We start from the raw sequence: 23,789 nt of genomic DNA, 5'->3' as shown, positions 1-23,789 counted from the left end.
TTTCAAAAGAAATAGTCGCAACATATCGTTACGACTATTTCTTTTCTATATCTTATTCTATACGCTTTACAAATTTGCCTGTTGCTCTATTGTCGAGAAAAAATTGTTCGGTCCAAATATATTTTGCTTTGGAATAATATGTTCCACCGCAAACACTGTTACTTCTCCTCTTTGTACCTCTCCAATGATAAGTCCAAATATTTCATGATTTACAGCAAACGTTGGTTGCTTTGTTTGTAGTAATCTTGCTGCATTATGAAATACCGCTTCATATAGTGGATTTCTATCAGTAATTTCTTTTCTGATTTTTGGTGCTAACGTAATAATGATTTCTTTTCCGTCAATAGTGGTTCGATACATAAAAATCTCCCCTTCAATCTTATGTGAACAACTGTAAAGCTTTGTATGCAAAATGGATAGAATATCCTACTAAAATAATACCTGCTCCGGCTGTTATATAGCCAAGTGCTTTTTGCTTTAATAAAGTTCTGCCAAAATGGACAGAAAAAGCAATATTTACATTCCATAAAATAATACCAACGATAATACAAAGACTGTACAAAAAGGCTTCTTGTTTCGTTACCTTCGTAAGCAATGAGCTAAGTGTACTTCCGTATATACCAAACCAAAAAACAAGATTTAATGGATTGGATATCGCAATTAAAAAACCTGCCATAAACGATTGTTTAAGGCCGCCTACCTCTTCTTTTTTATATTCCATATTCGATTGAGAAATTCCTTGTTTTACACTTTGAAATCCTAAATAAAATAATAAGAAAAACCCTGTGCAATACATAAAAGCTTGTACATATGTATACATAAACAGAGAAGATAAACCGAAATAGATGAGAAGCATAAACAAAATATCTGCTGTCATTCCACCAATTCCAACAACCCACGCATGCCAAAAACCTCGTTCAATTCCTCGTTTTAACATTTCAATATTAATCGGACCTACTGGCGCAGCTAATGAAATACCTAATACAATTTGTTGTATAATCGCTCCAAACATCACTCTATCCTTTCTACTTCCTTTACTATTAAGTAATGATGTAATAATTAAAAATAGACTAGCTTCCCTCAAAATATTTACTACTAAAATACCCTTTTTTATCCAAAATATGCAAAAGAGCCATCCAGATGATGACTCTTACTTTTCTATCTTATGAAGAAAAGGACATTTTCCTTTTAACGGTTCTACATCGTCTCCTATAAAGTATTGTTTCCATTCACGATGATCCGGGTCACCATAATGACTAATGTTAGGATGTTTCGGCAGCTGATCCCACTTTTCAACTCGCTCACGGACCGTTTGCCTAGAATATGCTCCTTTAGGACGATCCCCTTCTAATCCATCAAATATAGTACGTGGCTGAAATCCAATAACGAGAGAATTTCCTAAATGCCTAGTTTTTCGTTGTTTATAGGCTGGTGCGTTTCCAAATGCGAATATCGGTTCCCCGCCAAATGAAAATTCCCATAAGTAATGGTCTGGGTCTTTAGGAATTTGCTTTGGCCATGTTTCCTTATCGTTTTCATGTAAATATTGTAGTACTTTCCAAAAGTAATCACGGTAATATTCCAGTGATTGCTCCTCACATTCCGGTTCTACAAAAAGAAAAAAGCCTCTTCTTACAATTGGACGCTCTTTCATTAGCTCTAAAAAAGATAACATTGTATGTGGCAAATGACTCCAATCATTATGAGAGAGAAATGAATAACGAAGTTCATTCTTTTTTAAAGCTGTTAAGCCGAAATAGCACGGAAAAGTTGGTTCTAGCACAACACTCGAAAAATTTTGAAATTCCTTTACAACCCAATTCGGTATGTCGTTTCTCGTTCTCATTCCTTCATTATCTAATAAATAAGACTCATTCATTCTTTCACCTCATTATGTATAGCGTTCAATTAAGACTATTACATACTCGGCCTGTCCTATACCTATTAAAAAATTTGGCTAAAAAATTATTTAAAAATACAAAAAAATAAAATCGCTTACTTGACTAAATTCTCCCAATTCGTGTATATTTAAATTAATCATTTAGCAGAATATTCAAGATTATAGCATTTTTAGTTTATATTATCTTTTCAAATGAATTTCACTAAATGAAAAAACGTAAATGTTTTCTAGGAGGAATTGTAACATGCAAGGAAAAGTAAAATGGTTTAACAACGAAAAAGGTTTTGGATTTATCGAAATTGAAGGCGCTGACGATGTATTCGTACATTTCTCTGCTATTCAAGGCGAAGGCTACAAAGCTTTAGAAGAAGGTCAAGAAGTATCTTTCGATATCACTGAAGGAAACCGTGGACCTCAAGCTGCTAACGTAGTAAAACTTTAATCCAACATATGACAGGAGGTTACCTTACTTGGTAACCTCCTTTGTTATTCCTTTGTTATTCCTTTGTTATTCCTTTGTTATTCCTTTGTATATTTCCGTTTTCCAGAGCAAAAACTATGTGAAATGCGCACTATACAAAGGAGGAATTATTAATGGGATTAGAAGTAAATGATTTTGAAGAAGTGAAATTCCGTGTAGAAACAGCACAAAAAATGGTAGGATCAGCGACAATTTCAATGGATCCAGATACATTAGAGCATGCTACTACTGCTGTAGAAGCAGCTCGCTCTCAGCTTGAAATTATGAAATCTGTTGCAACAGATTTAGACGAGCCATTTTTAATAAATGAGGAAAAGAAATTAAGCGAGTGTGAGCATCAATTAAATGAAGCGAAGCACTAAAAAACATCCAGAGAGTTTTCTCTGGATGTTTTTTCATGACAACTGTTCCCCATATTTTTTCAATGTTTCTCCAACTGTACATTGTCTTATACAAAAGGAATGAGCATAATACTTACTATTTGTCTTTCGATTATGTTCTCGCAAAAAACATCCTTCACAATACGTTTCTAATAAGTCATTTACCTCTGTAATGAGTTGCTTTTTATCCACCTTTGCACCTCTCTATTCGGTTATTTCTTTATGACTATCAATCACTGTTCCTTCTAATGCTTGCGTAGCTAATTGATGTGCTTCTTTATTTTGTTTTCTTGATATAGGCTCACATACAAGTTTTAATTTCATTTGCTTCGCCTTTTGCTCAATTTGGTCTAAATAATGATTTAAATGTTCATCATAACAAGGCCATTCTCCAGCCAATTGCTGCAGTACAACTTGAGAATCTCCGCGAAGCGTGACCGCTTCATACTTAATCCCTAATTCCTCGAGTATATTCATGCTATATAATAGTGATGCATATTCCGCTTCATTATTATCATATATACCTTCTATATATGCATTACGGCGAATTCGGTAGTTTTTATTTCCTTTTTTATAGTATACACATATGCCTATACCAGCTTCTTTCGTCTGTACATCATAGCCGCCATCAAAATAAACGAGTATTTCTTGGGGTTCTTCCTCCACTTGTTTGCTCAGCTTCTTCATTTCCTTTAATGACCATTCTGCATCCATTTCATCGTAAAATAATAATTCTTTCACTCTTCCTGTTTTCTCGAAATCCTCCGCAAATTGAAGTGCTTCTTCTATGTTCATATAATCTGTCGTTAATTCCGTCTGAAAACCGCGTTTTGCTTTATACAACCAATGAATTTTATATTTCATACTATAGATTCCCCTTATGTAAGACTTCTTATATGTATCCAGCTAATGAAAGCCTCACTTTATTTTATTATATTTTATCAAGAGTCAAAGAATTATATTCAATATTATCACATGCAAAAAGAGCTATCCCTATAGGAATAGCTCTTTCATCTATTACATAAATCTTTCAAATTGTACTCGTTTATTAATCCAGTACATTACAGGCATACCAATCGCCATAACAACAAATTCACCGATTGCACATGTTAACCAAGTCAACATAAATGGTAAATCAAATGCAAGATGAAGTTCAATTGCAATCATAAACATTGTAATTGTAAAAATAACTGTATTAAAAATCATACGAGCCCAAACACCTTTAATAAATCGCATAGAAATAATCGTTGCAACTAATGCAAGAATAGATTGCCCTACTCCAAATACTAAATCGTAAGCGATCATAGGTGAGAAAAAGAGATTCGTTAAAAATACACCTAATACAATTCCGTAAATTGCTTTCTTATTAAATACAACGAGATGATTAAACATCTCTGAAATACGAAACTGTACATTCGTAAAGCCAAATGGCTGAATAAGCATAGAAACAGCAATATATAATGCCGCTAAAATACCATTACCGACTAATGTTCTAATATTCATGACAAAATCTCCTTAGTTTTTTTACGTGGGATGGTTTCGAACCACGTTATTCGTTTTTTAAGCAACAAGACTATATTTTACGCGGTAGCCCCCCTTTCGTCAATAGATTCCTACCATGAACTACCCTTTTTCTTTTAGACAACGTATAATGAAATATATGAAAGATTTAGGAGGTTTTACTTCATGACTGCAACAATTCAAAATGAAAAAGTGATCGTTACCATCTCTGACAAAGGTGCAGAATTACAAAGCGTTCTCTTAAAAGAAGACAATACAGAATACTTATGGCAAGGTGATGCTACTTATTGGGGACGCCGTGCACCAATTTTATTCCCAATCGTCGGCCGATTAGTAGATAATACATACTACGTAGATGGTAAACCTTATTCTTTAACACAACACGGCTTTGCTCGTGATCTTACATTCTCTGTAGAAGAACAAAGTGAAACGAAAATCACCTACATTGTAACTAGTAATGAAGAAACATTAAAAAAATACCCATACGAATTCGAATTACTCGTTTCTTATGAACTAGACGGACAAACCGTTCATGTAACATACGAAGTGAATAACCCTGCTTCAAAAGAGATGTTCTTCTCAATCGGAGCACATCCTGGTTTCAATTTTCCGTTATTAGAGGGCGAGTCATTTACAGATTACCACCTATCTTTTAATGGTTCAGAGCGTTTAGAAACGAGCGTATTAGAAGGACCTTACCTTTCAAATAAGAAGCAACTAATTGCTGAAAGTACGAATGAGTTGCCACTTACATACGACCTATTTAAAAACGATGCACTTATTTTTGAAAATATGAATACGGATGAAATCTCCATCCGTTCTCATAAACATAATAAATTCGTAAAAGTAGAATTTGACGGATTCCCATTTGTCGGCGTATGGACACCAGGCGAGAATGCACCTTTCTTATGTATTGAACCTTGGTACGGAATTGCTGATGAAGTAAATCCAGCAAAAGATTTCAAGGAAAAAAAAGGAATTCAATCTTTACAAGCGAATGAAACATTTACATGTCGTTATAGTATTACAATCGGCTAAGTTACTCTATCCCCTCCTTCAAAGAAACATATAGGTAGGGGATCATCTTATCATTTGGAGGTTTCTCATTTTGATTGAAGTATATATTGATGGTGCATCAAAAGGAAATCCTGGTCCTTCTGGTGCAGGCGTATTTATTAAAGGGGTTCAACCCGCTGTACAATTATCATTGCCCCTTGGGACAATGTCCAATCATGAAGCGGAATACCACGCTTTACTTGCGGCATTAAAATATTGCACGGAGCATAATTATAACATTGTCTCTTTTCGTACAGATTCGCAACTTGTTGAGCGAGCTGTCGAAAAAGAATACGCAAAAAATAAAATGTTTGCACCACTATTAGAGGAAGCACTGCAGTACATAAAAAGTTTCGATCTCTTTTTTATTAAGTGGATTCCAAGTAGTCAAAATAAAGTTGCTGATGAGTTAGCTAGAAAAGCTATCTTACAAAATTAACGGGGGTATGAGTGTGAAAAAAGATTGGATTGCTCCTCTTGCTTTATTATTTGTGTCTTTTATTTGGGGAGCTACATTTGTTGTCGTTCAAAATGCTATGTCTTTCGTTGGTCCATTTACATTTAATGGTATACGTTTTTTATTCGCTGGAATCATTTTATTATTCGTTCAACTGATTTTCTCAAAAAAAACTTCAAAACAACATATAAAACAGAGTAGCCTCGCTGGATTAACCGTTGGATTCTTTTTATGCGTCGGCTATGTATTACAAACATTCGGCTTACTTTATACAACTTCTTCAAAAGCTGGTTTCTTAACAGGGCTTAGTATCGTTATGGTACCAATCTTGTCTTTTATCTTTTTAAAACAAAAAGCTACCATTTTTATCGTAATTGGCATTGCTGTAGCAACAGCGGGTTTATATTTATTAACAGCAGGTGATTCTTTTCAATTAAACATTGGAGATATACTCGTTCTCGGTTGTGCAGTTGCTTTCGCTGCTCATATTCTCGTTAACGGCTTCTTCTCTAAAAAAATATCACCTTTATTGTTAAGCACATCGCAAGTATTAGCTGTCGGTATGTTTTCTTCTATTTGCGCCTTTTTGTTTGAAGATTGGGAAAAATTATTTTCAGTAGCACTATGGACGAATTCTTCCTTTTTATTTGCTCTATTTCTAACTTCCCTGTTCGCGACATCCATTGCTTTTTTCATTCAAACATCAGCACAAAAACATACGTCTCCAACGAGAGTAGCAATTATTTTCGCAATGGAGCCCGTTTTCGCTGCCTTAACAGGCGTTCTCGTTGCAAACGAACAACTTTCTATTTCCGCTATTATCGGATGCCTCTGTATTTTCCTAGGCATGGTTTTTGTTGAATTACCTTCTAAAACAAAAAAAGAAGCGCAGGCTGCGTGAAGTTACGCTTGTAACTTCCGCATAAAAGCCTTAGCGCTTTTTTTATCTGTAATCTCTTCTTCTTTCAATCGTTCTAATAACGCAACAAAATAACTGCCATCAAACTGCAATTGATGCTTAATTGTCGCTTCTATTGCTGCGTTTACAATGCCATCAGATGCACCCGTATATCCTTGTCCGAACATAATAAATCCTTGTGCTTCCTCTGATAATTTAAATCCTTTCGTATGTAAGAATGAAAGATAATCTTCTACTGTTTGCATGTTATTCCCACCTACTCAAAAATTCTCCACTTCCTATCATACATGTTTTTATACGCCATGAGAATGAAATTTCTTTGACAACTTTGTAAATCAATCGTCTACTTCGCTTATAAATAGAGGATTTCTTTACAATATGAAGGAATATGTACAGTGGAACTTATTCCATATTAAAGGGGAGACATGATGAAACAAGCACTATTAATTATCGATGCGCAGCAAGAATTAATGGATGGAAATGAAAAAGAAAGTGAAGTTTTTCGTAAAACCGAATTATTATCTACACTCAATACAGCCGTGCAGAAAGCAATAGATTCCAATGCCCTTATTGTTTTCGTAAGAGATATCGATGTTGCTTCTGGTAGCGGCGTAGGCTTTGAAGTACATAATGAAATTCAAGTACCTCAGTCTGCAATCCTTATTAATAAAGCAGCCACAAACGCATTCTATGGCACTTCTTTACTTGAACTTTTAAAAAAAGAAAAGATTAACCATATTGTTATAGGTGGATGTAAAACAGAGCATTGTATTGATACCGCTGTGAGGACAGCAAGTGTACAAGGCTTTGATGTTACATTAATTAAAAACGGTCATTCCACAACTGATTCTGACGTATTGACTGCAGAACAAATTATCTCTCACCATAATAAAATTCTCCATGGTCATTATAATGTTGATCATTTTTCTATGGTAAGGGATATCGAGGAAGACCTCTTTCAGCCGACTCATGATCAATATCGTGATTAGCGAAAAAGAATCCTTCGTTCAGAAGGATTCTTTTTCACCCAAAAATTTGTGCTGCAATGCTATATAACTCATTATTCCTTTTTAATAATTGACCGCTATTTTTCATCATAATTGGTGGTGTATTCACCTTTTTAAAACCAGTAATCTCTAATACTTTCATGAAATCTTTCTTTCCTTCTAGTACATCAATTCTTAATTTACCATTATGCCCTTTTGCTAAATCATGTACAATTCTCATTGCCATCTCATCATTTTTAGCAACAACCGGTCCTATTATTTTATTTTCTGGTGTTTGTATGCTTAAACCGTAACCTAATACATTTTGTTCCTTGTCCCTTACAACAGTGCACTGTTCACTTTGCATAATTCTTTTCTTTAAAAACTCTTTTCTATTTGTTCCAAACGCATATTCATCTATTTTTATTATTTTTTCTAACTCACCCTCTTCATAGTTCATCACATAATCTTCATTTCTTACACAATAATCATTCGCATTGTACGAGTTACATATGTATTTAGAAACATAACTTACTGCTCTAAATCCTAATTTTTCATATAAAGGTTTCCCTTCATCCGTAGCAATAAGCATAAATGGAGTTTGAGCTGATACGCTATTCATGCATGAATTTGTAATCATCTTTCCAATTCCTCTTCCCTTATAATCTGGATGTACAATTACCATTCCGATAGATGCCAACGCCTCCCCGTATAATATTATTGCTGCGCTAGCAATAAGTTCCTTTCTCTCATTCCATACGCCATATACAATACCTGAGTTAAAAATTGTTTCAACTTCTTCCCTGTTATAATCCCAACCAATATAAGATGATAATGCTACAATATCGCCTATTTGTTCTTCCCTAAGACGCTCCACGCTAAATTCCAATTCAATCATACTCCACCCCCTTATCTAGCCATCTTCCCAATTCAACTTGTACATGTTACCCTTTATTTGTCACACACATATCCTATTTTGACCAAGACTATATTGTAAGTGAGGTGACAACATGCCCATTATAAATCGATTTTCTACCACCACTAACGGCGCACTTGCGATTACAGGAAACACACTCGGTTTAAGTAAAATCAGTAATCAAAACCGTGCTGGTACAATCGGGGCAATTGGCGCATTTATAACTACCAATACCGCTTTACAAGTAACCTCTTTTCCTGCTGGTACAACATTAAACTATACACAAAATAGTTCTACCGCTCTTTTAAATATCCCTGCTGGTAGTACGATTCTTTACGCAGAACTCGTTTGGGGTGGAAACTATTTATCTCGTGATCAAAACATTACGAGCGTATTAGGAAACCCAGTTTCTTTTACAACACCTGTGTCAACATACTCAATTACTCCTTCAGCTGTTACAGCTTCTAATCAAACATTCGTTTCAAACTCTATTACATTTGGATTTTACACTCGTTCAGCAGACGTAACGACTCTTATTCAAGCTGGAGGGTCTGGCTCCTATACTACAGGATCTGTACCTGGACTTGTTGATCCTTTAGATGCTTCTAATGGATCAATTAACTCGGCTGGATGGACACTTATCGTCGCATATCAAAATGGTTCCTTACCTGCAAGAAATTTAACAATTTACGTAGCAGGCAACCGGGTTTCTGCAGAAACTGGTAGTGCCGATGTATCTGTTTCAGGATTTTTAACACCTTCAGGAGGGCCTGTAAGCGGGAGATTGTTTTTAAGTTCTACCGAAGGAGATGCTGATTTAATTGGGGATCAGGCTCTATTCGGGCCAAATTTCAGTTCATTAAATGCCTTATCTGGACCTAACAATGCTGTAAATAATTTCTTCGGTTCTCAAATTAATAATGCCGCTGGAAACTTAGATACAACCGGGACATTTGGAACGCGAAATCAAAGTGCTTCTACAGGTACAAACATCTCCGCTGGAAGACAGGGCTGGGACATTACTTCCATTGATATTTCTCCTTATTTAACAAATTCTCAAGTGTCCGCTGCAATCCGTTTAACAACTAACGGAGACGCATATATGTTAAATACAGTCGGTTTACAAATCAACATAAATTCACCTAACATACAAGCAACAAAAAGCGTGAATAAAAGTGTTGCAGCAATTGGAGACGTTCTCACTTATACAGTTACTATCCCTAATACAGGGCTTCTCCCCGCCAATAACGTTATTTTTACAGACATTCTTCCTAACGGTACTTCCTTTATACCTGGAACTGTAACAGTAGATAATGTCCCGCAAACGAATGCAAATCCGGCTGCTGGTATATCTCTTGGAACAATTAATAACAACGCTTCTCGTACAGTAACTTTCCAAGCTACTGTCGTTTCTTTTCCAAATCAAAATCCTATCTCCAACACTGCTAATATTACATTTCAATATACACCAATCGCCGGAGGAACGACTTTTAACGGTCTTGCTACAAGTAACTCTGCTGGAACACAAGTTAATCTTGCAGATATTAACGGGACAAAATCAGTTAACAAACTTTTTACCGATATTGGTGAAACGTTAACTTACAGTATCGCCTTAGCTAATATAGGAAATATTGCTGCAACTAACGTAATATATACGGATCCGATTCCTAGCGGGACTACTTTCGTTCCTGGGAGTGTAACCGTTAACGGTGTTACGCAAGCTGGTGCAAATCCAGCTACTGGCATAGCAATTGGGTCTATTGCTGCTAATGCTACGACTACTGTTTCATTTCAAGTACTCGTCCCTTCTATCCCGCAAACAAATCCCATATTAAATAGCGGGACTACAACTTATCAATACATTCCTGTACCAAATCAACCGGCAGTAAGCGGGACTGATACGACGAATATTGTCTCCACTCAAGTGAATAATGCTACTGTAACAATGACAAAAGCGGTAGATAAAAATTTTGCCGATATTGGTGATACACTAACGTACACCGTTTCTTTTACAGGCACAGGTAATACGAATGCAAACAATGTTATTTTTACAGATATCATTCCTACTGGAACAACTTTTGTTCTCAACAGTTTAACAATTGATGGAACGACACAAGTTGGAGCAAATCCCGCAAACGGTGTAAATATAGGATCCATTCCTACTGGTACGACGAAAAACATTTCATTTCAAGTAGTAGTAAATACAATCCCAGCTTCGAATGTTGTATCTAATGGTTCAAGCGCTTCTTATCAGTACACTGTCAACCCTAGTCAATCACCCGTTACAAAAAACATTTCTTCAAATCTCGTTTCCACTCAAATTAACAATGCGAATATAACTTTAACAAAATCAACAAATAAACAATTTGCTACGATTGGCGAAACAATCAGTTATACAATCCTTATTACAAACAGTGGAAATACAGCTGCTACTAACGTGCAACTAACAGATCCACTTCCAAATGGAACGATATTGACTCCAGGTACTGTAACACTAAACGGTGTTTTGCAAAATGTAAATTCTCTCGTCGCTTTGCCTATTGGTACAATTCCTGGCGGAGCTACTTTTACACTTTCTTTTCAAGTAACAGTCATCAATATTACTGCACAAAACCCTATCATTAATAACGCTTTTGCTTCTTACATTTACACTGTAAATCCAAGCTTGCCACCCACTTCAAAAACAGCAAATTCTAACTCTGTTACATCAACAATTAGATTAGCAAACATTCAAGCTACTAAATCTGTAGATAAAACATTTGCGGAAGTCGGAGATATATTAACGTACAATTTTTCTCTTACAAACGATGGAAATGTTACAGCGAACAATGTATTACTATCCGACTCAATTGCGAATGGTACTGCCTTTGTACCAAACAGTGTCATAGTTAACGGTGTTGCTCAGCCAGGCGTTACACCAACTAGCATTACTATTGGTAGTATTAATGCCGGCACTACAATTACAGCTTCATTCCAAGTATCAATAACTAGCATCCCAAATCCAAATCCTATTTCAAATAGCGCTTCTATTTCCTATAACTTTATCGTGGATCCAAATACATCTCCTGTAAGTAAGAACACAACTTCAACCACTACACTCACTCAAGTCAATGACGCAAATGTCATTTCAGCAAAAACAGTGGACCGAACGTTTGCCACTGTTGGGGATGTACTAACTTATAGCATTCTTTTGACGAATGCAGGAAGTGTTACTGCTGATAATCCTACTTTTGTGGATACAAATCCAGATGGTACTACCTTTATTCCAAACACTTTCCTTATTAATGGCGTGCTACAAAACAATGCAGATCCGAACGTTGGTGTTCCGTTACCTTCCATTCCTGCTAACGGCTCACTTACCGTCTCTTATCAAGTAACTGTCACCTCTTTACCAACACAAAACCCAACAATAAATTCATCTAGTACACAATATAGCTTTATTCTAAATCCGGGTGATCCACCAACTATAGAAACCTCTTTAAGTAATACTGTAAGTACGCAAATTAACATAGCAAATGTAGTGATTGTCAAACAGGTCGATTTAACTATTGCTGATGTTGGGCAACCAATCACATATACAATCTCCTTAGCTAACCTTGGCAACACTCCCGCTAATAATGTAGTCGTTACCGATATCATCCCTTCTGGCACCACACTCGTACCAAATAGTATTTTTATAGGTGGTACTTTACAGCTAGGCGCAGATCCAGGTGCAGGTCTTCAAGTCGGGACAATTCCTGCTGGCGGTTTTACAACGATTGTTTTTCAAATAAGCGCAAGTAGTTTACCTACACAAAATCCAGTTCAAAATAGTGCTGCACTACAATATAACTTTATTGCTGACCCAAATTTACCTGCTGTTGTTAGAAATGCTACTAGCAATATAGTATCGACACAAATTAATACTGCTAATATTGTTGCTACGAAACTAACAAGTACAAATTTCGCCGATGTTGACGATGTCATAACTTATGCAACAATTTTAACGAATAACGGCAATATCCCTGCCTCCAATGTAACGTTTACAGATATCATTCCAGCTGGTACCATCTTCCTTCCTAACACTGTAACGATTAACGGTGTCCCTATAGCTAATGCAAACCCTGCTAATGGCATTTTAATTGGTACAATAGGAGCGAATTCATCACGTACTGTCTCATTCCAAGTTTCTGTACCAACTATTCCTAGTTCAAATCCGATTACGAATCAATCGAGCACTACATTCCAATACATGTACGACGCATCCAAACCAATTGTAACGCAGATGGTGGCATCTAACACCGTACAGACGACTATTAATAATGCTACAATTGCCGCTGTAAAATCGGCAGATAAACAGTTTGCTAACGTAAATGATATGATTACGTACACGACTACTTTAACGAATAACGGGAACACACTTGCATCAAATGTAATTTTTACAGATGTACTTCCAAACGGAACATCATTTATCCCTAATAGTGTAACAGTAAATGGAAATACACTCCCTAATACAAATCCAGCAAGTGGGATTGCAATTGATCCAATAAACCCTAATACAAGTGCAACAATCTCATTTCAAGTAATAGTAAATTCTATACCGAATCCGAATCCAATTCCAAATGAGAGTAACACTACGTACCAATATGTCGTAGACCCGAACTTACCTCCAGCATCCGCCAATGCATCAAGTAATGTAATAACAACTCAAATTAACAACGCTACGATTATCGCAACAAAATCAGTGAACACACCGAATGCTGCAATTGGGGATATCGTTACTTATACGATTGCCGTTACGAATACAGGAAATATTCCTGCTAGTGCTACAGTTTTAACAGATGGACTCGGCGCAGGCGCTTCATTTGTCCAAAACTCTGTAACTATCAATAATATTCCGCAGCCGGGTTTAGATCCATCACTTGGTATTCACTTAGCAGATATTCCCCCAGGAGATACTGTATTCATTACTTTTCAAGCACAAATTTTAGCGATACCACCTAGTGGCACATTAACAAATAATGCTCTTGTAAATTATGAGTATACCGTGAACCCAAACCAATCACCTACTGTTGATAGCACAATTACGAATACGACGGTTACTCCAATTATTGATGCTACTTTAGTTTTAAATAAAAATGCGAGTACAACTTTCGCTACAATTGGTGATACGATTACATTCACTTCATCTATTACAAACACGGGAAATACTACTGCGAACAACATTGTGTTTACAGATTCCATTCCAAATGGTACTACCTTTGTCCCAAATAGCTTTAAGATAAATGGTGTAACCGTCCCAAATGCAAATCCGCAAAACGGTATCAATATTGGTAACTTGAATGCAAATGCATCGATTACACTCAATTTTCAAGTAAACATTACAACGCTGCCAAACCCGAATCCAATTCCGAACCAATCATCGCTTCAATATAACTTTATTGTTGATATAAATGAGCCGCCTGTTTCCCGAACAGTTCAATCCAATAAAACCTTTACACAAGTAAATACTGCTTCCGTTATCGCAACAAAAACTGCAAGTAGTGCATTTGCTGCTGTTGGAGATACAATTACGTATACAACTACGCTCACTAATAGCGGAAATACTACCGCAAACACACCTGTTTTTATCGATATATTACCACCCGAACTTTCATTCGTGCCTGATAGCGTACAAATAAATACCGTCTCACAACTTGGATTTAGACCAGATAGCGGCATTTCTTTAGACCCAATTCCAGTTGGAGGAACGATAACAATTAGCTTTCAAGCTATTGTTGGCTCAATACCAGCTACAAATCCAACATTGAACCAATCTAGCACAACATACTCTATCATTGTTGATCCTAACCAGCCGCCGGTGACAGAAACAGCTACAAGTAATCCAACTTTAGTTCAAATTAACGAAGCGATTATTCAAGCAACGAAAAGTGTGGATCGACTATTTTCTGACATTGCACCTGGAAATTCATTTTTAACGTATACTGTTTTATTAGAAAATATAGGGAACACAACTGCTACGAATATCATTTTTACAGATCCGACTCCAAATAATACAATATTTATAGAAGATAGCGTTCGAGTAGGTGGGGTTTTATTACCTGGAGTAAATCCAGCGAACGGGATACCAATTGGGGATATTATTGCAGGAGACTTTATAAACGTCACCTTCCGCGTGCAAGTAGTTAGCATCCCAAACCCTATTTTTACAATCGGACCTGGAGGACCAAACTCACCAGTTGTAAACGGCGCTTCTATCGATTACCAATTTATTACAAACCCTAATTTACCACTTGTTTCACGAAATTCGACATCTAATTCTGTTTCGACGCAAATAAATTCTGGGGAAATTGCACTCGTCAAATCTGTAGATAAGACTTTCGCAACGATTGGCGATACAATTTCTTATACAATTACATTAAGTAACCCTGGAAATGTCACTTCACAAAATATAATTTTCACGGATACTTTACCTGATGGGACGACATTCATATCTGGCACTCTTACAAACAATTCTGGTACACAGCAAATCGGAAATCCATCTAACGGAATTCAGATTGGAAATATAAACCCAAATGGAACGGCCGTGATTACTCTTAATGTACTTGTTACAAACATTCCAAGTATAAATCCAATTTCTAATTTTAGTTCAGTACAATTTGCACATGTGGTTGATCCTAGCCAACCTGCCGTAACACAAACGAATGTATCTAATTCTGTTTCGACAACAATTAATAGTGCAATATTAACGACCCAAAAAAGCGTTGATAAATCTATCATTTCTGTTGGAGATACGATTACGTATACAACAACTATTACAAATACAGGAAATACGACTGCAACGAATATAACGTTCACGAGCGCAATTCCAGCTAACACTACCTTTATACCAAACTCAGTCAAAATAAATGGGGTTCAGCAATCTGGTGCGAAACCAGCACTTGGAGTAACTATACCAAATATCGCTCCTGGTGAAACAGTAACTGTTACTTTCCAAGCAACTGTTCTTTCTGTTCCCCCTTCAAGTTCAATTATGAGTAGTGACACAATTTTATATTCTTATACTGTCGATCCAAACGGAACTCCTATTACAACTTCTACTTCAACGAATATCGTTACAAACCCGGTACTAGATGCTATGATAACGATGGTGAAATCTGTAGATCAAACACTTGTAACACTAGGTGATACCATTACCTATACGACACTTTTGACAAATACCGGTAATACAAACGCTACGAATATTACTTTCACTGATCTTATACCAAATGGTACAACGTTTATTACTGATAGCGTTACAATAGATGGCATCACGCAAATTGGACTCAATCCTAATACCGGTATAACGCTTGGATCAATTGCTCCTCACAGCTCAATATCTATAGCATTTCAAGTTACCGCTACTTCTACACCAGCCCAAAATCCTATTGTCAATTCCGCTACTGCTTCTTACACATTTATCGCTGATCCAAATGCACCAATTGTTTCAAGAAATGTTACTTCAAACACAACATTTACTACAATTAATACAGCTACCATTCTTTCATCTAAACAAGTTGATAAAGCATTTAGCCACATCGGAGATACACTCACTTATACGGTCACTTTAACAAACAATGGAAATTCATCTGCACAAAATGTTATTTTCACAGATACTATGCCGAGCGGAACTACATTTATTGCAAACACATTTTCCATTAATGGAGTTCCTCAAAGTGGTGCGAATCCAGTAAACGGTGTAAATATTGGACCGATAACAGCGGGGGCTACAGTAAATGTTTCCTTCCAAGTAAACGTGACCTCATTACCGACCGAAAACCCAATTGTAAATTTCTCATCAACATCTTATCAATTAGTCTCACCGCCTGATACAGAAACTTCAATTAGCAACCCTGTTTCAACGCAAATTAAAGAAGCCATATTATCTATGACGAAAAATGAAAGTGCATCCTTTGCAGATATCGGGCAAACTGCCTTTTATACTACTTCTATTTCCAATATAGGAAATACGGATGCAACTAATATAGTATTCACAGATGTATTACCAAGTGGACTCACATTTGTTCCTAACACATTAACCGTCGACGGCGTTTTACAACCTAATGCGAATCCAAATACAGGTGTATTACTTGCAGCGCTTCCACCAAATGAAATATATAGTATCGTCTTTCAAGTGACAGTAAATAATATTTCCCTTAGTAACCCAGCACCGAATACAGCATCAACGACATATGAGTTTACTGTTGATCCTGTTAACCCTCCAGTGTCGAGTTCAGCTACTTCCAACACTACGCTTCTTCAAATAAATAACGCAAATATTATAAGTACAAAAACGGCAGATCTTACCTTTGCGGATGTTAGTAATACAATAACATTTACACTTAACCTCCCTAATACCGGGAATGTGGCTGCAACTGATGTTACCGTCATCGATATACTTGATAGCAATTTAAGTTTCGTTCCAAATAGTTTCACAGTTAATGGGCAAACCATTCCAAATGCTGATTTATCTACTGGTGTAAATATCGGTTCCATTAATGGTGGTAATGCCGCAATCGTCACATTCCAAGCAACTGTTACTACACTTCCTACACTAAATCCTATTTCTAATTCTGCTTCTATCACATATCATTATGTCGTTGATCCTAGCCAGCCGTCTATTACAACTTCTAATCAATCTAATACAACGACTACACAAATTAATAGCGCTATCCTTACTGCACAAAAAAATTCAAATGTGTCAACAGTAGATATTGGGCAAGATATTATCTACTCCGTTACGATTACAAATAGTGGAAATGTTAGTGCGACGAATGTTATTTTTACCGACCTAATTCCAGACGGAACTTCCTTTGAACCGAATAGCTTTACACTTAACGGAACTACCATCCCAAATGCAGACCTAATTACAGGCGTTCCAATTGGTGATATTGCGCCAAACGAATCTGTCATTGTAGCATTTCATATTAGTGCCGATGAAATTCCGCCCATAAATCCAATTTCTAATCAAGCTAGCGTTAGCTTCCAGCATATCGTTAATCCAGCTAATCCTCCTGTTTCAAAAAACATTACTTCAAATAGTGTTACAACAACAATTGAAAGTGCTATTTTAACTACTACTAAAATTGGAGATAAAGCTTTTGCAACGATTGGTGATACGATTACGTATACAACTACGATTACGAATACAGGAAATATTCCTGCTAATAACGTTATTTTCTCAGACCCGATACCATCGTGGACACAATTTGTTGCAGGGTCAGTTATTGTTGATGGCAATCCAATACCATCCGCTTCTATCATTGACGGTATTGGCATAAATACGATCATTCCAAATCAAACTGTAACAATCGTATTCCAAGTTCAAATTGTAAGTAACCCAACAACATTTACACCAGAACTCCAAAACTTAGGATTTGTGAACTTCCAATATAACGTAGGAAATGTATTACAAGCTCAGCCTGGCAACGTGGAAACGAACATCTTCGTTACTTCTATTAACTCAGCAACGCTTTCAGCTGTAAAAACTGCTAATGCTGCCTTTGCAAACATCGGAGACGCGATCACTTATACAGTTTTAATTCAAAATAACGGCAATACAGACGCTACGAATGTAAATTTCTCAGATTCGATTCCAACAGGAACAACTTTTGTTGAAAATAGTTTTACTGTAAATGGAAGTACCATTCCAGGTGCAAATCCAAATAGCGGCGTTAATATCGGAACCGTGAACGCAGGTAGTTCTTTAACTGTTACTTTCCAAGTCACAGTTACATCTACTCCACCTTCGAATCCAATTTCAAATGTTGCATCTATTCAATACGAATTTATAGTTAATCCGTCCTCTCCTCCTGTTACAGGCACAATAAATTCTAATAGTGCTTCCACACAAATTAATAACGCGACTGTTACAACTGTCTTAGAAGCAAATCGTACAATCGTATCGATTGGAGATATCATTACGTATACAGCAACATTAACGAATACTGGAAACTTCCCTGCAAATTCTGTATTACTCATTAATGGCGTTCCTGAAGGGGCATTATTTGTTCCAAATAGTGTTACGCTTAATGGAATTCCACTTCCAGATGCAAGTCCAACTCTCGGTATTCCAGTTGGCATTATCGCACCAGGTGATTCTGCTACTATTACGTTCCAATTTCTTGCAAGTTCTATTCCACCGCAAGGAGCGATTATAAATCAAGCACTTACAAGTTACACGTATATTGTCGACCCAAGTCAACCTCCAGTTACAGCAACTTCTTCATCTAATACGGTAAATACAGCTGTCGTTGATGCATCCCTATCTGTAATTAAAAATACAGATTCCCTCGTACAATCTACTAACGGTACAATCACTTACACTGTAGTCGTTCAAAATAATGGGAATACAACTGCAAATACAGTTACTTTAACAGATTTAGTCCCAGAAGGAACTGCATTTATTCCGAATAGCGTGACCATTAATGGTGTTTCAGCCCCAGGTACCGATCCGAACGTAGGCGTTTCCTTAAACGCCATTGCACCTTCAGAAATCGTCACCGTCACATTCCAAGTTATCGTTCAATCCATTCCAAGCATGAATCCAATTTCTAATATAGCTCGTATTGACTATACTTTTATCGCGGATCCAACCGCTCCTACCATCTCTCGAACAATTACGTCTAACCCAGCTTCCACACAAATTTCGGATGCGAATGTTCTTTCATTAAAAGCAGTCAATGCACAACAAGCAACAACAGGTGATATTTTGACTTATACGATAACGCTAGAGAATACCGGAAATATTCCTGCTTCAAATCTTATATTTTCAGATACTCTTCCAGAAGGGACTACATTCGTAGACAATAGTTTTACACTTAACGGAACAGCTATACTTGGTGCCAATCCAAATGCAGGTGTTATTTTGCCTAACCTAGCAGCAAACGCTACTCACCTTATTTCGTTCCAAATTCTTATTAACGATCCATTCTCGCAACAATCGATTACAAATCAATCCAATACAACATATACAATTCAACCAGATCCAGGGCAACCGCCTATTACGGAAACATCTACTAGTAATATCGTCATTACAAATTTCGTGCAAGCACAATTAACAATTACAAAAACATCCAATCCAACAACTGTAGATATTGGCGGAACGATCCTTTATATTTCTGAAGTGAAAAATATCGGCAATGTTGACGCAATAAATATTATTTTTACAGATTCTATTCCAGCTGGCACTACATTCGTTACCGACAGCGTCACAATTAACGGTGTACTTCAGCCAGGTGTAAACCCTGAAAACGGAATAGCAATTGGAACGATTCAAGCTAACAGTTCCAAAACAATACTATTTCAAGTACAAACAAATAATCCACCTACTGAAACCGAAATTGTAAATCAATCTTCAGCAACTTACCAATATGTAAGTATTCCTGCAGCCCCCCCAGTGAATCGTTCTGTAACTTCTAATATCGTTACAACATCGCTTCAAAATGCAAATATTATTTCTGTTAAACAGGCGAATGTTACTTTCGTATCCATCGGGCAAAATATTACTTACACAAATACACTACAAAATATCGGAACTGTTCCGGCTAACAATACAGTGTTCATTGACAATATTCCAGAAGGTACGATATTCATTAAAGATAGCTTATCAATAAATAATGTCATTCAGCCTGGTGCGAATCCTGAAATTGGCGTAACGCTTGACACGATACAACCAAATGAAACAGTCACTATTTCATTCCAAGTACAACTTACAAATATACCCGAGGGCAACACAGTCACTAACATTTCAGACACTTCGTATGAATACCAAATTGACTCTAGTTCTCCGGTTATTCAGCGTAGATCATTATCAAATGCAGTAAATACTGAAATCCGTACAGCAAATATTAGTGCAATTAAATCCGCTAACAGATCTATTACACGCATCGGTCAAATCATCACATATACAGTCGCAGTTACAAACGCTGGTACAGTACCTATTACAAATACTCTCCTAATTGACGCAATTGCTGCTGGCACTACATTCGTTACAAATAGCATTCTTGTAGATGGCATACCAAGACCTAACGAAAATCCAATTACCGGAATCACCCTTAATATTATCCTTCCAAACAATACAATTATCGTTACATTCCAAGTAAATGTAGTCTCTATACCTCCTCAAAATAACATTAATAATATCGCCGTCATCCACTATGAGTATCAGCCAGACCCAAGCTTACCACCAATTTCAGAAACGACATCTTCCAATACTACAAATATACAATTTATTGATGCTATTCTTATCGCCACAAAATCTGCTAATACAATATTAGCTAATATTGATGAAACTATTGAATATACAGTACTCATTCAAAATAACGGATCCACAACAACTAACTCCATCTTTTTTACAGATACGATAGAGGATGGAACAGTATTTATCCCGGGAAGTGTATTAGTTAACAATACTGCATTTCCTGCAGCAGATCCGAATATCGGCTTTTCCATTCCTAATATCGCATCAGGTCAAATGGCTACAATAACCTTCCAAGTTTCCGTTACGAATTTACCTACTGTAAACCCAACTCCTAATACTGCAAACATCATCTACGACTTTGTTTTCAACCCTGATTTTGCACCAATTCAAAAATCGACTACTTCCAACACTACTTTCGTTCAAATTAATGATGCTGATATCGTTTCACTTAAAACTGTTGATTTGACTTCTGTAACAATTGGTGACATTTTAACTTATACAACAACGTTAACGAATACAGGGAATACAGATGCCACTGCTGTTGTATTTACAGACAATATTCCTGGTGGAACTACCTTTATAGACGGTAGTGTGTTAGTAAATAATATCCCTCAGCTTAACGCGGATCCAAGTACTGGTATACTTGTAGGAACGATTGCTCCTAACACTTCTATCCCAGTCACGTTTTCCGTTACTGTGGTATCTCTTCCAGCTAGCAGTCGTATCCAAAACCAATCAACTTCTCGTTATACAATTAATGGCGAGGAACAAATATCAACTAGTAATATTACCTTTACTGAAGTTATTTCTGCTAATGTACTCGCTATAAAAACAACGCCTATCCAATATGCTGACCTACAAACGATTATCCCTTACACAATTTCCATTACAAACAATGGGAATATACAAGTAGAAAACATTATCGTTACAGATATCATCCCAGCAAATACGAGCTTTATAGAGAACAGTGTTATTGTGAATGGCAACGCTCGTCCAAATGACAATCCACTTAGCGGGATACAAATTGATAACATTCCGCCTAATACAACAGCAACTATTCTATTCCAAGTACGGGTTACTTCAATTCCGCAAACAAATCCAATCTCTAACACGAGTACAATTGAATACCAATACACGTTACCAAATCGACCACCTATTACCGAAACTATTATTTCATCAGCTGCCATAACAACAATTAATCATGCGACTTTAAATAGTAATAAAACTGTTGACCTAGCATTTGCAACAGTCGGTGATACGTTAACGTATACGATTACGCTCAATCAAACTGGTAATGTTGCAGCAAATGATGTAGTCATTCAAGATATGATTCCTCAAGGTACTACATTTATAGAAAATAGCGTTATTGTAAACGGAGAAACTCTTCCGGGAGTTAATCCAGTAAGTGGTATACCAATTGGTCCTATAACTGTTGGCGGAAATGCTATCACTTCATTCCAAGTAACTGTAACTTCTATTCCGACACCAAATGAACTCACCAACCAAGCAATCACTACTTTTAACTATATAGTCAATCCAAATAACGTACCTGTTACAAATACAACCACAACAAATACTGTCACAACAACTGTCCAAAATGATAATGTCATTGCCATAAAAGCTGTTGATTTCACGAGTGCCTTACCTGGTCAAACTTTAACGTACACCATTACTACTACTAATAGTGGTAATATCACTATTGAAGATCTTCTTTTAGTAGACACGGCACCAGTAGATACGACATTCGTTATTGGTAGTGTTACAATTAACGGAATCAATCAACCTAATGCGAATCCTGAAAATGGTATTACGTTAGGAACTCTTGCTCCTAGTGAATCTGTTATTATTACGTTCCAAATAACAATATCTTCTTCTACTCTTCAACCTACAATTAATAATGATGCTTCTGTTTCCTATACCGTCATCATTGATCCAACAAAACCACCTATTACAATTACAAAACAAACAAATATCGTTACAACGACAGTCATTGATCCGATGGTTCGTATTGAAAAAACAGCTGACAAATCTATTGTCGTTATTGGAGATATAATTACATTCACATTAGCAGTATTTAATCACTCCCCAATTCCGACAATCAATACTTCTGTTATAGACACAATTCCGGCTGGTACAACATTTATAGAAAATAGCGTAACAATTAACGGTACTCTGGTACCAACTGTCCGTCCAGACACTGGTATGAATATCGGCGCTTTACCTGCTGGCTCAGTAGCAACGATAACATTTCAAGTGCTCGTAACTTCTATTCCTTCAAAAAATACAATTATAAATTCTGCAACAGTTACAGCCGCTTTCCAATTGACACCACAGGATCCGATTATTACTTTCGTTGTTAATTCGAATATTGTTCGTATACCAGTTCAATTTGTAACTGCGACAGTCACGAAAAACGCTTCCGTCAGCTCAGCTTATTTAAATCAATATTTTGATTATACGGTGCGTATTACGAATACTTCCGAGATTTCACTCTTAAATATTTCGTTACAGGATACTATTCCAGTAGGTTTACAATTTATGAACGGCACCGTCTCCATTAACGGAGAACGCTCTCCACTAGCGAATCCGAATATCGGTTTCCTAGTTGCTACTAATTTAGAACCAAGCGAAACAATTATCGTGTTATTCACCGTACAAGTGATAAGTCCACCTGTTACTAATGAGTTTAAAAATACGGCTAATATTTCGTTACAACTTCAAGCCTCACCTACCGATCCACCAATTACAGTAACCGTTACGAGTAATGAAAATACGGTCACCTTTGTTCCAGAAAATCCGGATGAAACACTTCCAAATTTTAATTGCTTCTTTGACGGTGAACGCTTCATACGGATTACTCCTCGAAATGTACGAAATTACCTTTGGACTTGGATTTGGTGGGATTAAATGAAACAAAAAGAGATTGTAGTTTGGTTGAAACCAAATTACAATC

The 23,789-nt window shown here is 36.6% G+C and carries 15 protein-coding genes and 1 riboswitch; of the genes, 7 read left to right on the top strand and 8 right to left on the bottom strand.

The window, feature by feature from the left end; translation table 11 throughout:
- Positions 1 to 66 precede the first annotated feature (66 nt).
- The 3 genes from FH036_RS12205 to FH036_RS12195 form a co-directional block, all read right to left on the bottom strand.
- Positions 67 to 360, bottom strand: a complete 294-nt coding sequence (locus FH036_RS12205; protein ID WP_000286361.1) for a hypothetical protein — start codon at positions 358 to 360, stop codon at positions 67 to 69.
- 19 nt (positions 361 to 379) lie between these two features.
- Positions 380 to 1,012 (bottom strand): LysE family transporter, encoded by a 633-nt coding sequence (locus FH036_RS12200; protein ID WP_000466557.1) that lies wholly within the window; start codon positions 1,010 to 1,012, stop codon positions 380 to 382.
- A 138-nt stretch (positions 1,013 to 1,150) separates the two neighbouring features.
- A complete protein-coding gene (locus FH036_RS12195) occupies positions 1,151 to 1,879 on the bottom strand; it encodes a YqcI/YcgG family protein (RefSeq protein ID WP_001005941.1) in 729 nt (242 codons plus the stop codon).
- A gap of 265 nt (positions 1,880 to 2,144) precedes the next feature.
- On the opposite strand from FH036_RS12195, the gene cspB reads away from it, so the two are divergent.
- Positions 2,145 to 2,342, top strand: coding sequence for a cold shock-like protein CspB (gene cspB / locus FH036_RS12190; protein ID WP_001161727.1), 198 nt, complete (start codon positions 2,145 to 2,147; stop codon positions 2,340 to 2,342).
- A gap of 152 nt (positions 2,343 to 2,494) precedes the next feature.
- A complete protein-coding gene (locus tag FH036_RS12185) occupies positions 2,495 to 2,743 on the top strand; it encodes a DUF2564 family protein (RefSeq protein ID WP_139895795.1) in 249 nt (82 codons plus the stop codon).
- A 33-nt stretch (positions 2,744 to 2,776) separates the two neighbouring features.
- Here FH036_RS12185 and FH036_RS12180 read toward each other — a convergent pair whose 3' ends face one another.
- The 3 genes from FH036_RS12180 to FH036_RS12170 form a co-directional block, all read right to left on the bottom strand.
- Positions 2,777 to 2,953, bottom strand: a complete 177-nt coding sequence (locus FH036_RS12180; RefSeq protein ID WP_000358801.1) for a zinc-finger domain-containing protein — start codon at positions 2,951 to 2,953, stop codon at positions 2,777 to 2,779.
- A 12-nt stretch (positions 2,954 to 2,965) separates the two neighbouring features.
- Positions 2,966 to 3,625: a ribonuclease H family protein gene (locus tag FH036_RS12175; RefSeq protein ID WP_139895794.1), complete on the bottom strand. Its 660-nt coding sequence runs from the start codon at positions 3,623 to 3,625 to the stop codon at positions 2,966 to 2,968.
- Between the two features lie 153 nt (positions 3,626 to 3,778).
- The gene (locus FH036_RS12170; RefSeq protein ID WP_001026467.1) at positions 3,779 to 4,264 is read right to left on the bottom strand and encodes a QueT transporter family protein; all 486 of its coding nucleotides are present in this window, start codon (positions 4,262 to 4,264) and stop codon (positions 3,779 to 3,781) included.
- Positions 4,265 to 4,270: 6 nt separating this feature from the next.
- Positions 4,271 to 4,315, bottom strand: a riboswitch (PreQ1 riboswitch).
- 132 nt (positions 4,316 to 4,447) lie between these two features.
- On the opposite strand from FH036_RS12170, the gene FH036_RS12165 reads away from it, so the two are divergent.
- The 3 genes from FH036_RS12165 to FH036_RS12155 all read left to right on the top strand — a co-directional run bounded on the left by FH036_RS12165 (position 4,448) and on the right by FH036_RS12155 (position 6,696).
- Positions 4,448 to 5,320, top strand: a complete 873-nt coding sequence (locus tag FH036_RS12165; protein WP_000127427.1) for an aldose 1-epimerase family protein — start codon at positions 4,448 to 4,450, stop codon at positions 5,318 to 5,320.
- Positions 5,321 to 5,390: 70 nt separating this feature from the next.
- Complete coding sequence (locus FH036_RS12160) at positions 5,391 to 5,777, top strand: reverse transcriptase-like protein (protein ID WP_000573873.1); 387 nt, start codon at positions 5,391 to 5,393, stop codon at positions 5,775 to 5,777.
- A gap of 13 nt (positions 5,778 to 5,790) precedes the next feature.
- A complete protein-coding gene (locus FH036_RS12155; RefSeq protein ID WP_000711147.1) occupies positions 5,791 to 6,696 on the top strand; it encodes a DMT family transporter in 906 nt (301 codons plus the stop codon).
- A 2-nt stretch (positions 6,697 to 6,698) separates the two neighbouring features.
- Here the strand turns inward: FH036_RS12155 and FH036_RS12150 are convergent, their stop codons facing one another.
- Positions 6,699 to 6,959: a DUF6123 family protein gene (locus FH036_RS12150; protein ID WP_001195212.1), complete on the bottom strand. Its 261-nt coding sequence runs from the start codon at positions 6,957 to 6,959 to the stop codon at positions 6,699 to 6,701.
- A 183-nt stretch (positions 6,960 to 7,142) separates the two neighbouring features.
- Here FH036_RS12150 and FH036_RS12145 point away from each other — a divergent pair, with 183 nt between their 5' ends.
- On the top strand, positions 7,143 to 7,703 hold the full coding sequence (locus FH036_RS12145; RefSeq protein ID WP_000806335.1) for a cysteine hydrolase family protein: 561 nt from the start codon (positions 7,143 to 7,145) through the stop codon (positions 7,701 to 7,703).
- Positions 7,704 to 7,737: 34 nt separating this feature from the next.
- Here FH036_RS12145 and FH036_RS12140 read toward each other — a convergent pair whose 3' ends face one another.
- Positions 7,738 to 8,598 carry a GNAT family N-acetyltransferase gene (locus FH036_RS12140; RefSeq protein WP_000570999.1) on the bottom strand — a complete coding sequence of 287 codons (861 nt, stop codon included), beginning with the start codon at positions 8,596 to 8,598 and terminating at the stop codon, positions 7,738 to 7,740.
- A 112-nt stretch (positions 8,599 to 8,710) separates the two neighbouring features.
- On the opposite strand from FH036_RS12140, the gene FH036_RS12135 reads away from it, so the two are divergent.
- On the top strand, positions 8,711 to 23,743 hold the full coding sequence (locus FH036_RS12135) for a DUF7507 domain-containing protein (RefSeq protein WP_139895793.1): 15,033 nt from the start codon (positions 8,711 to 8,713) through the stop codon (positions 23,741 to 23,743).
- Positions 23,744 to 23,789: the final 46 nt, after the last annotated feature.

Source organism: Bacillus sp. CD3-5 (genome assembly GCF_006349665.1).
Taxonomy (GTDB): Bacteria; Bacillota; Bacilli; order Bacillales; family Bacillaceae_G; genus Bacillus_A; species Bacillus_A paranthracis.
The sequence above is the reverse complement of the archived record's forward strand: the minus strand, read 5'-3'. Positions and strand labels throughout refer to the sequence as shown.

Coding starts and splice junctions, on each gene's coding strand:
- FH036_RS12205 (WP_000286361.1), bottom strand. CDS start 360: ATGTATCGAACCACTATTGACGGAAAAGAAATCATTATTACGTTAGCA.
- cspB (WP_001161727.1), top strand. CDS start 2,145: ATGCAAGGAAAAGTAAAATGGTTTAACAACGAAAAAGGTTTTGGATTT.
- FH036_RS12195 (WP_001005941.1), bottom strand. CDS start 1,879: ATGAATGAGTCTTATTTATTAGATAATGAAGGAATGAGAACGAGAAAC.
- FH036_RS12200 (WP_000466557.1), bottom strand. CDS start 1,012: ATGTTTGGAGCGATTATACAACAAATTGTATTAGGTATTTCATTAGCT.
- FH036_RS12145 (WP_000806335.1), top strand. CDS start 7,143: ATGAAACAAGCACTATTAATTATCGATGCGCAGCAAGAATTAATGGAT.
- FH036_RS12140 (WP_000570999.1), bottom strand. CDS start 8,598: ATGATTGAATTGGAATTTAGCGTGGAGCGTCTTAGGGAAGAACAAATA.
- FH036_RS12185 (WP_139895795.1), top strand. CDS start 2,495: ATGGGATTAGAAGTAAATGATTTTGAAGAAGTGAAATTCCGTGTAGAA.
- FH036_RS12165 (WP_000127427.1), top strand. CDS start 4,448: ATGACTGCAACAATTCAAAATGAAAAAGTGATCGTTACCATCTCTGAC.
- FH036_RS12135 (WP_139895793.1), top strand. CDS start 8,711: ATGCCCATTATAAATCGATTTTCTACCACCACTAACGGCGCACTTGCG.
- FH036_RS12170 (WP_001026467.1), bottom strand. CDS start 4,264: ATGAATATTAGAACATTAGTCGGTAATGGTATTTTAGCGGCATTATAT.
- FH036_RS12150 (WP_001195212.1), bottom strand. CDS start 6,959: ATGCAAACAGTAGAAGATTATCTTTCATTCTTACATACGAAAGGATTT.
- FH036_RS12175 (WP_139895794.1), bottom strand. CDS start 3,625: ATGAAATATAAAATTCATTGGTTGTATAAAGCAAAACGCGGTTTTCAG.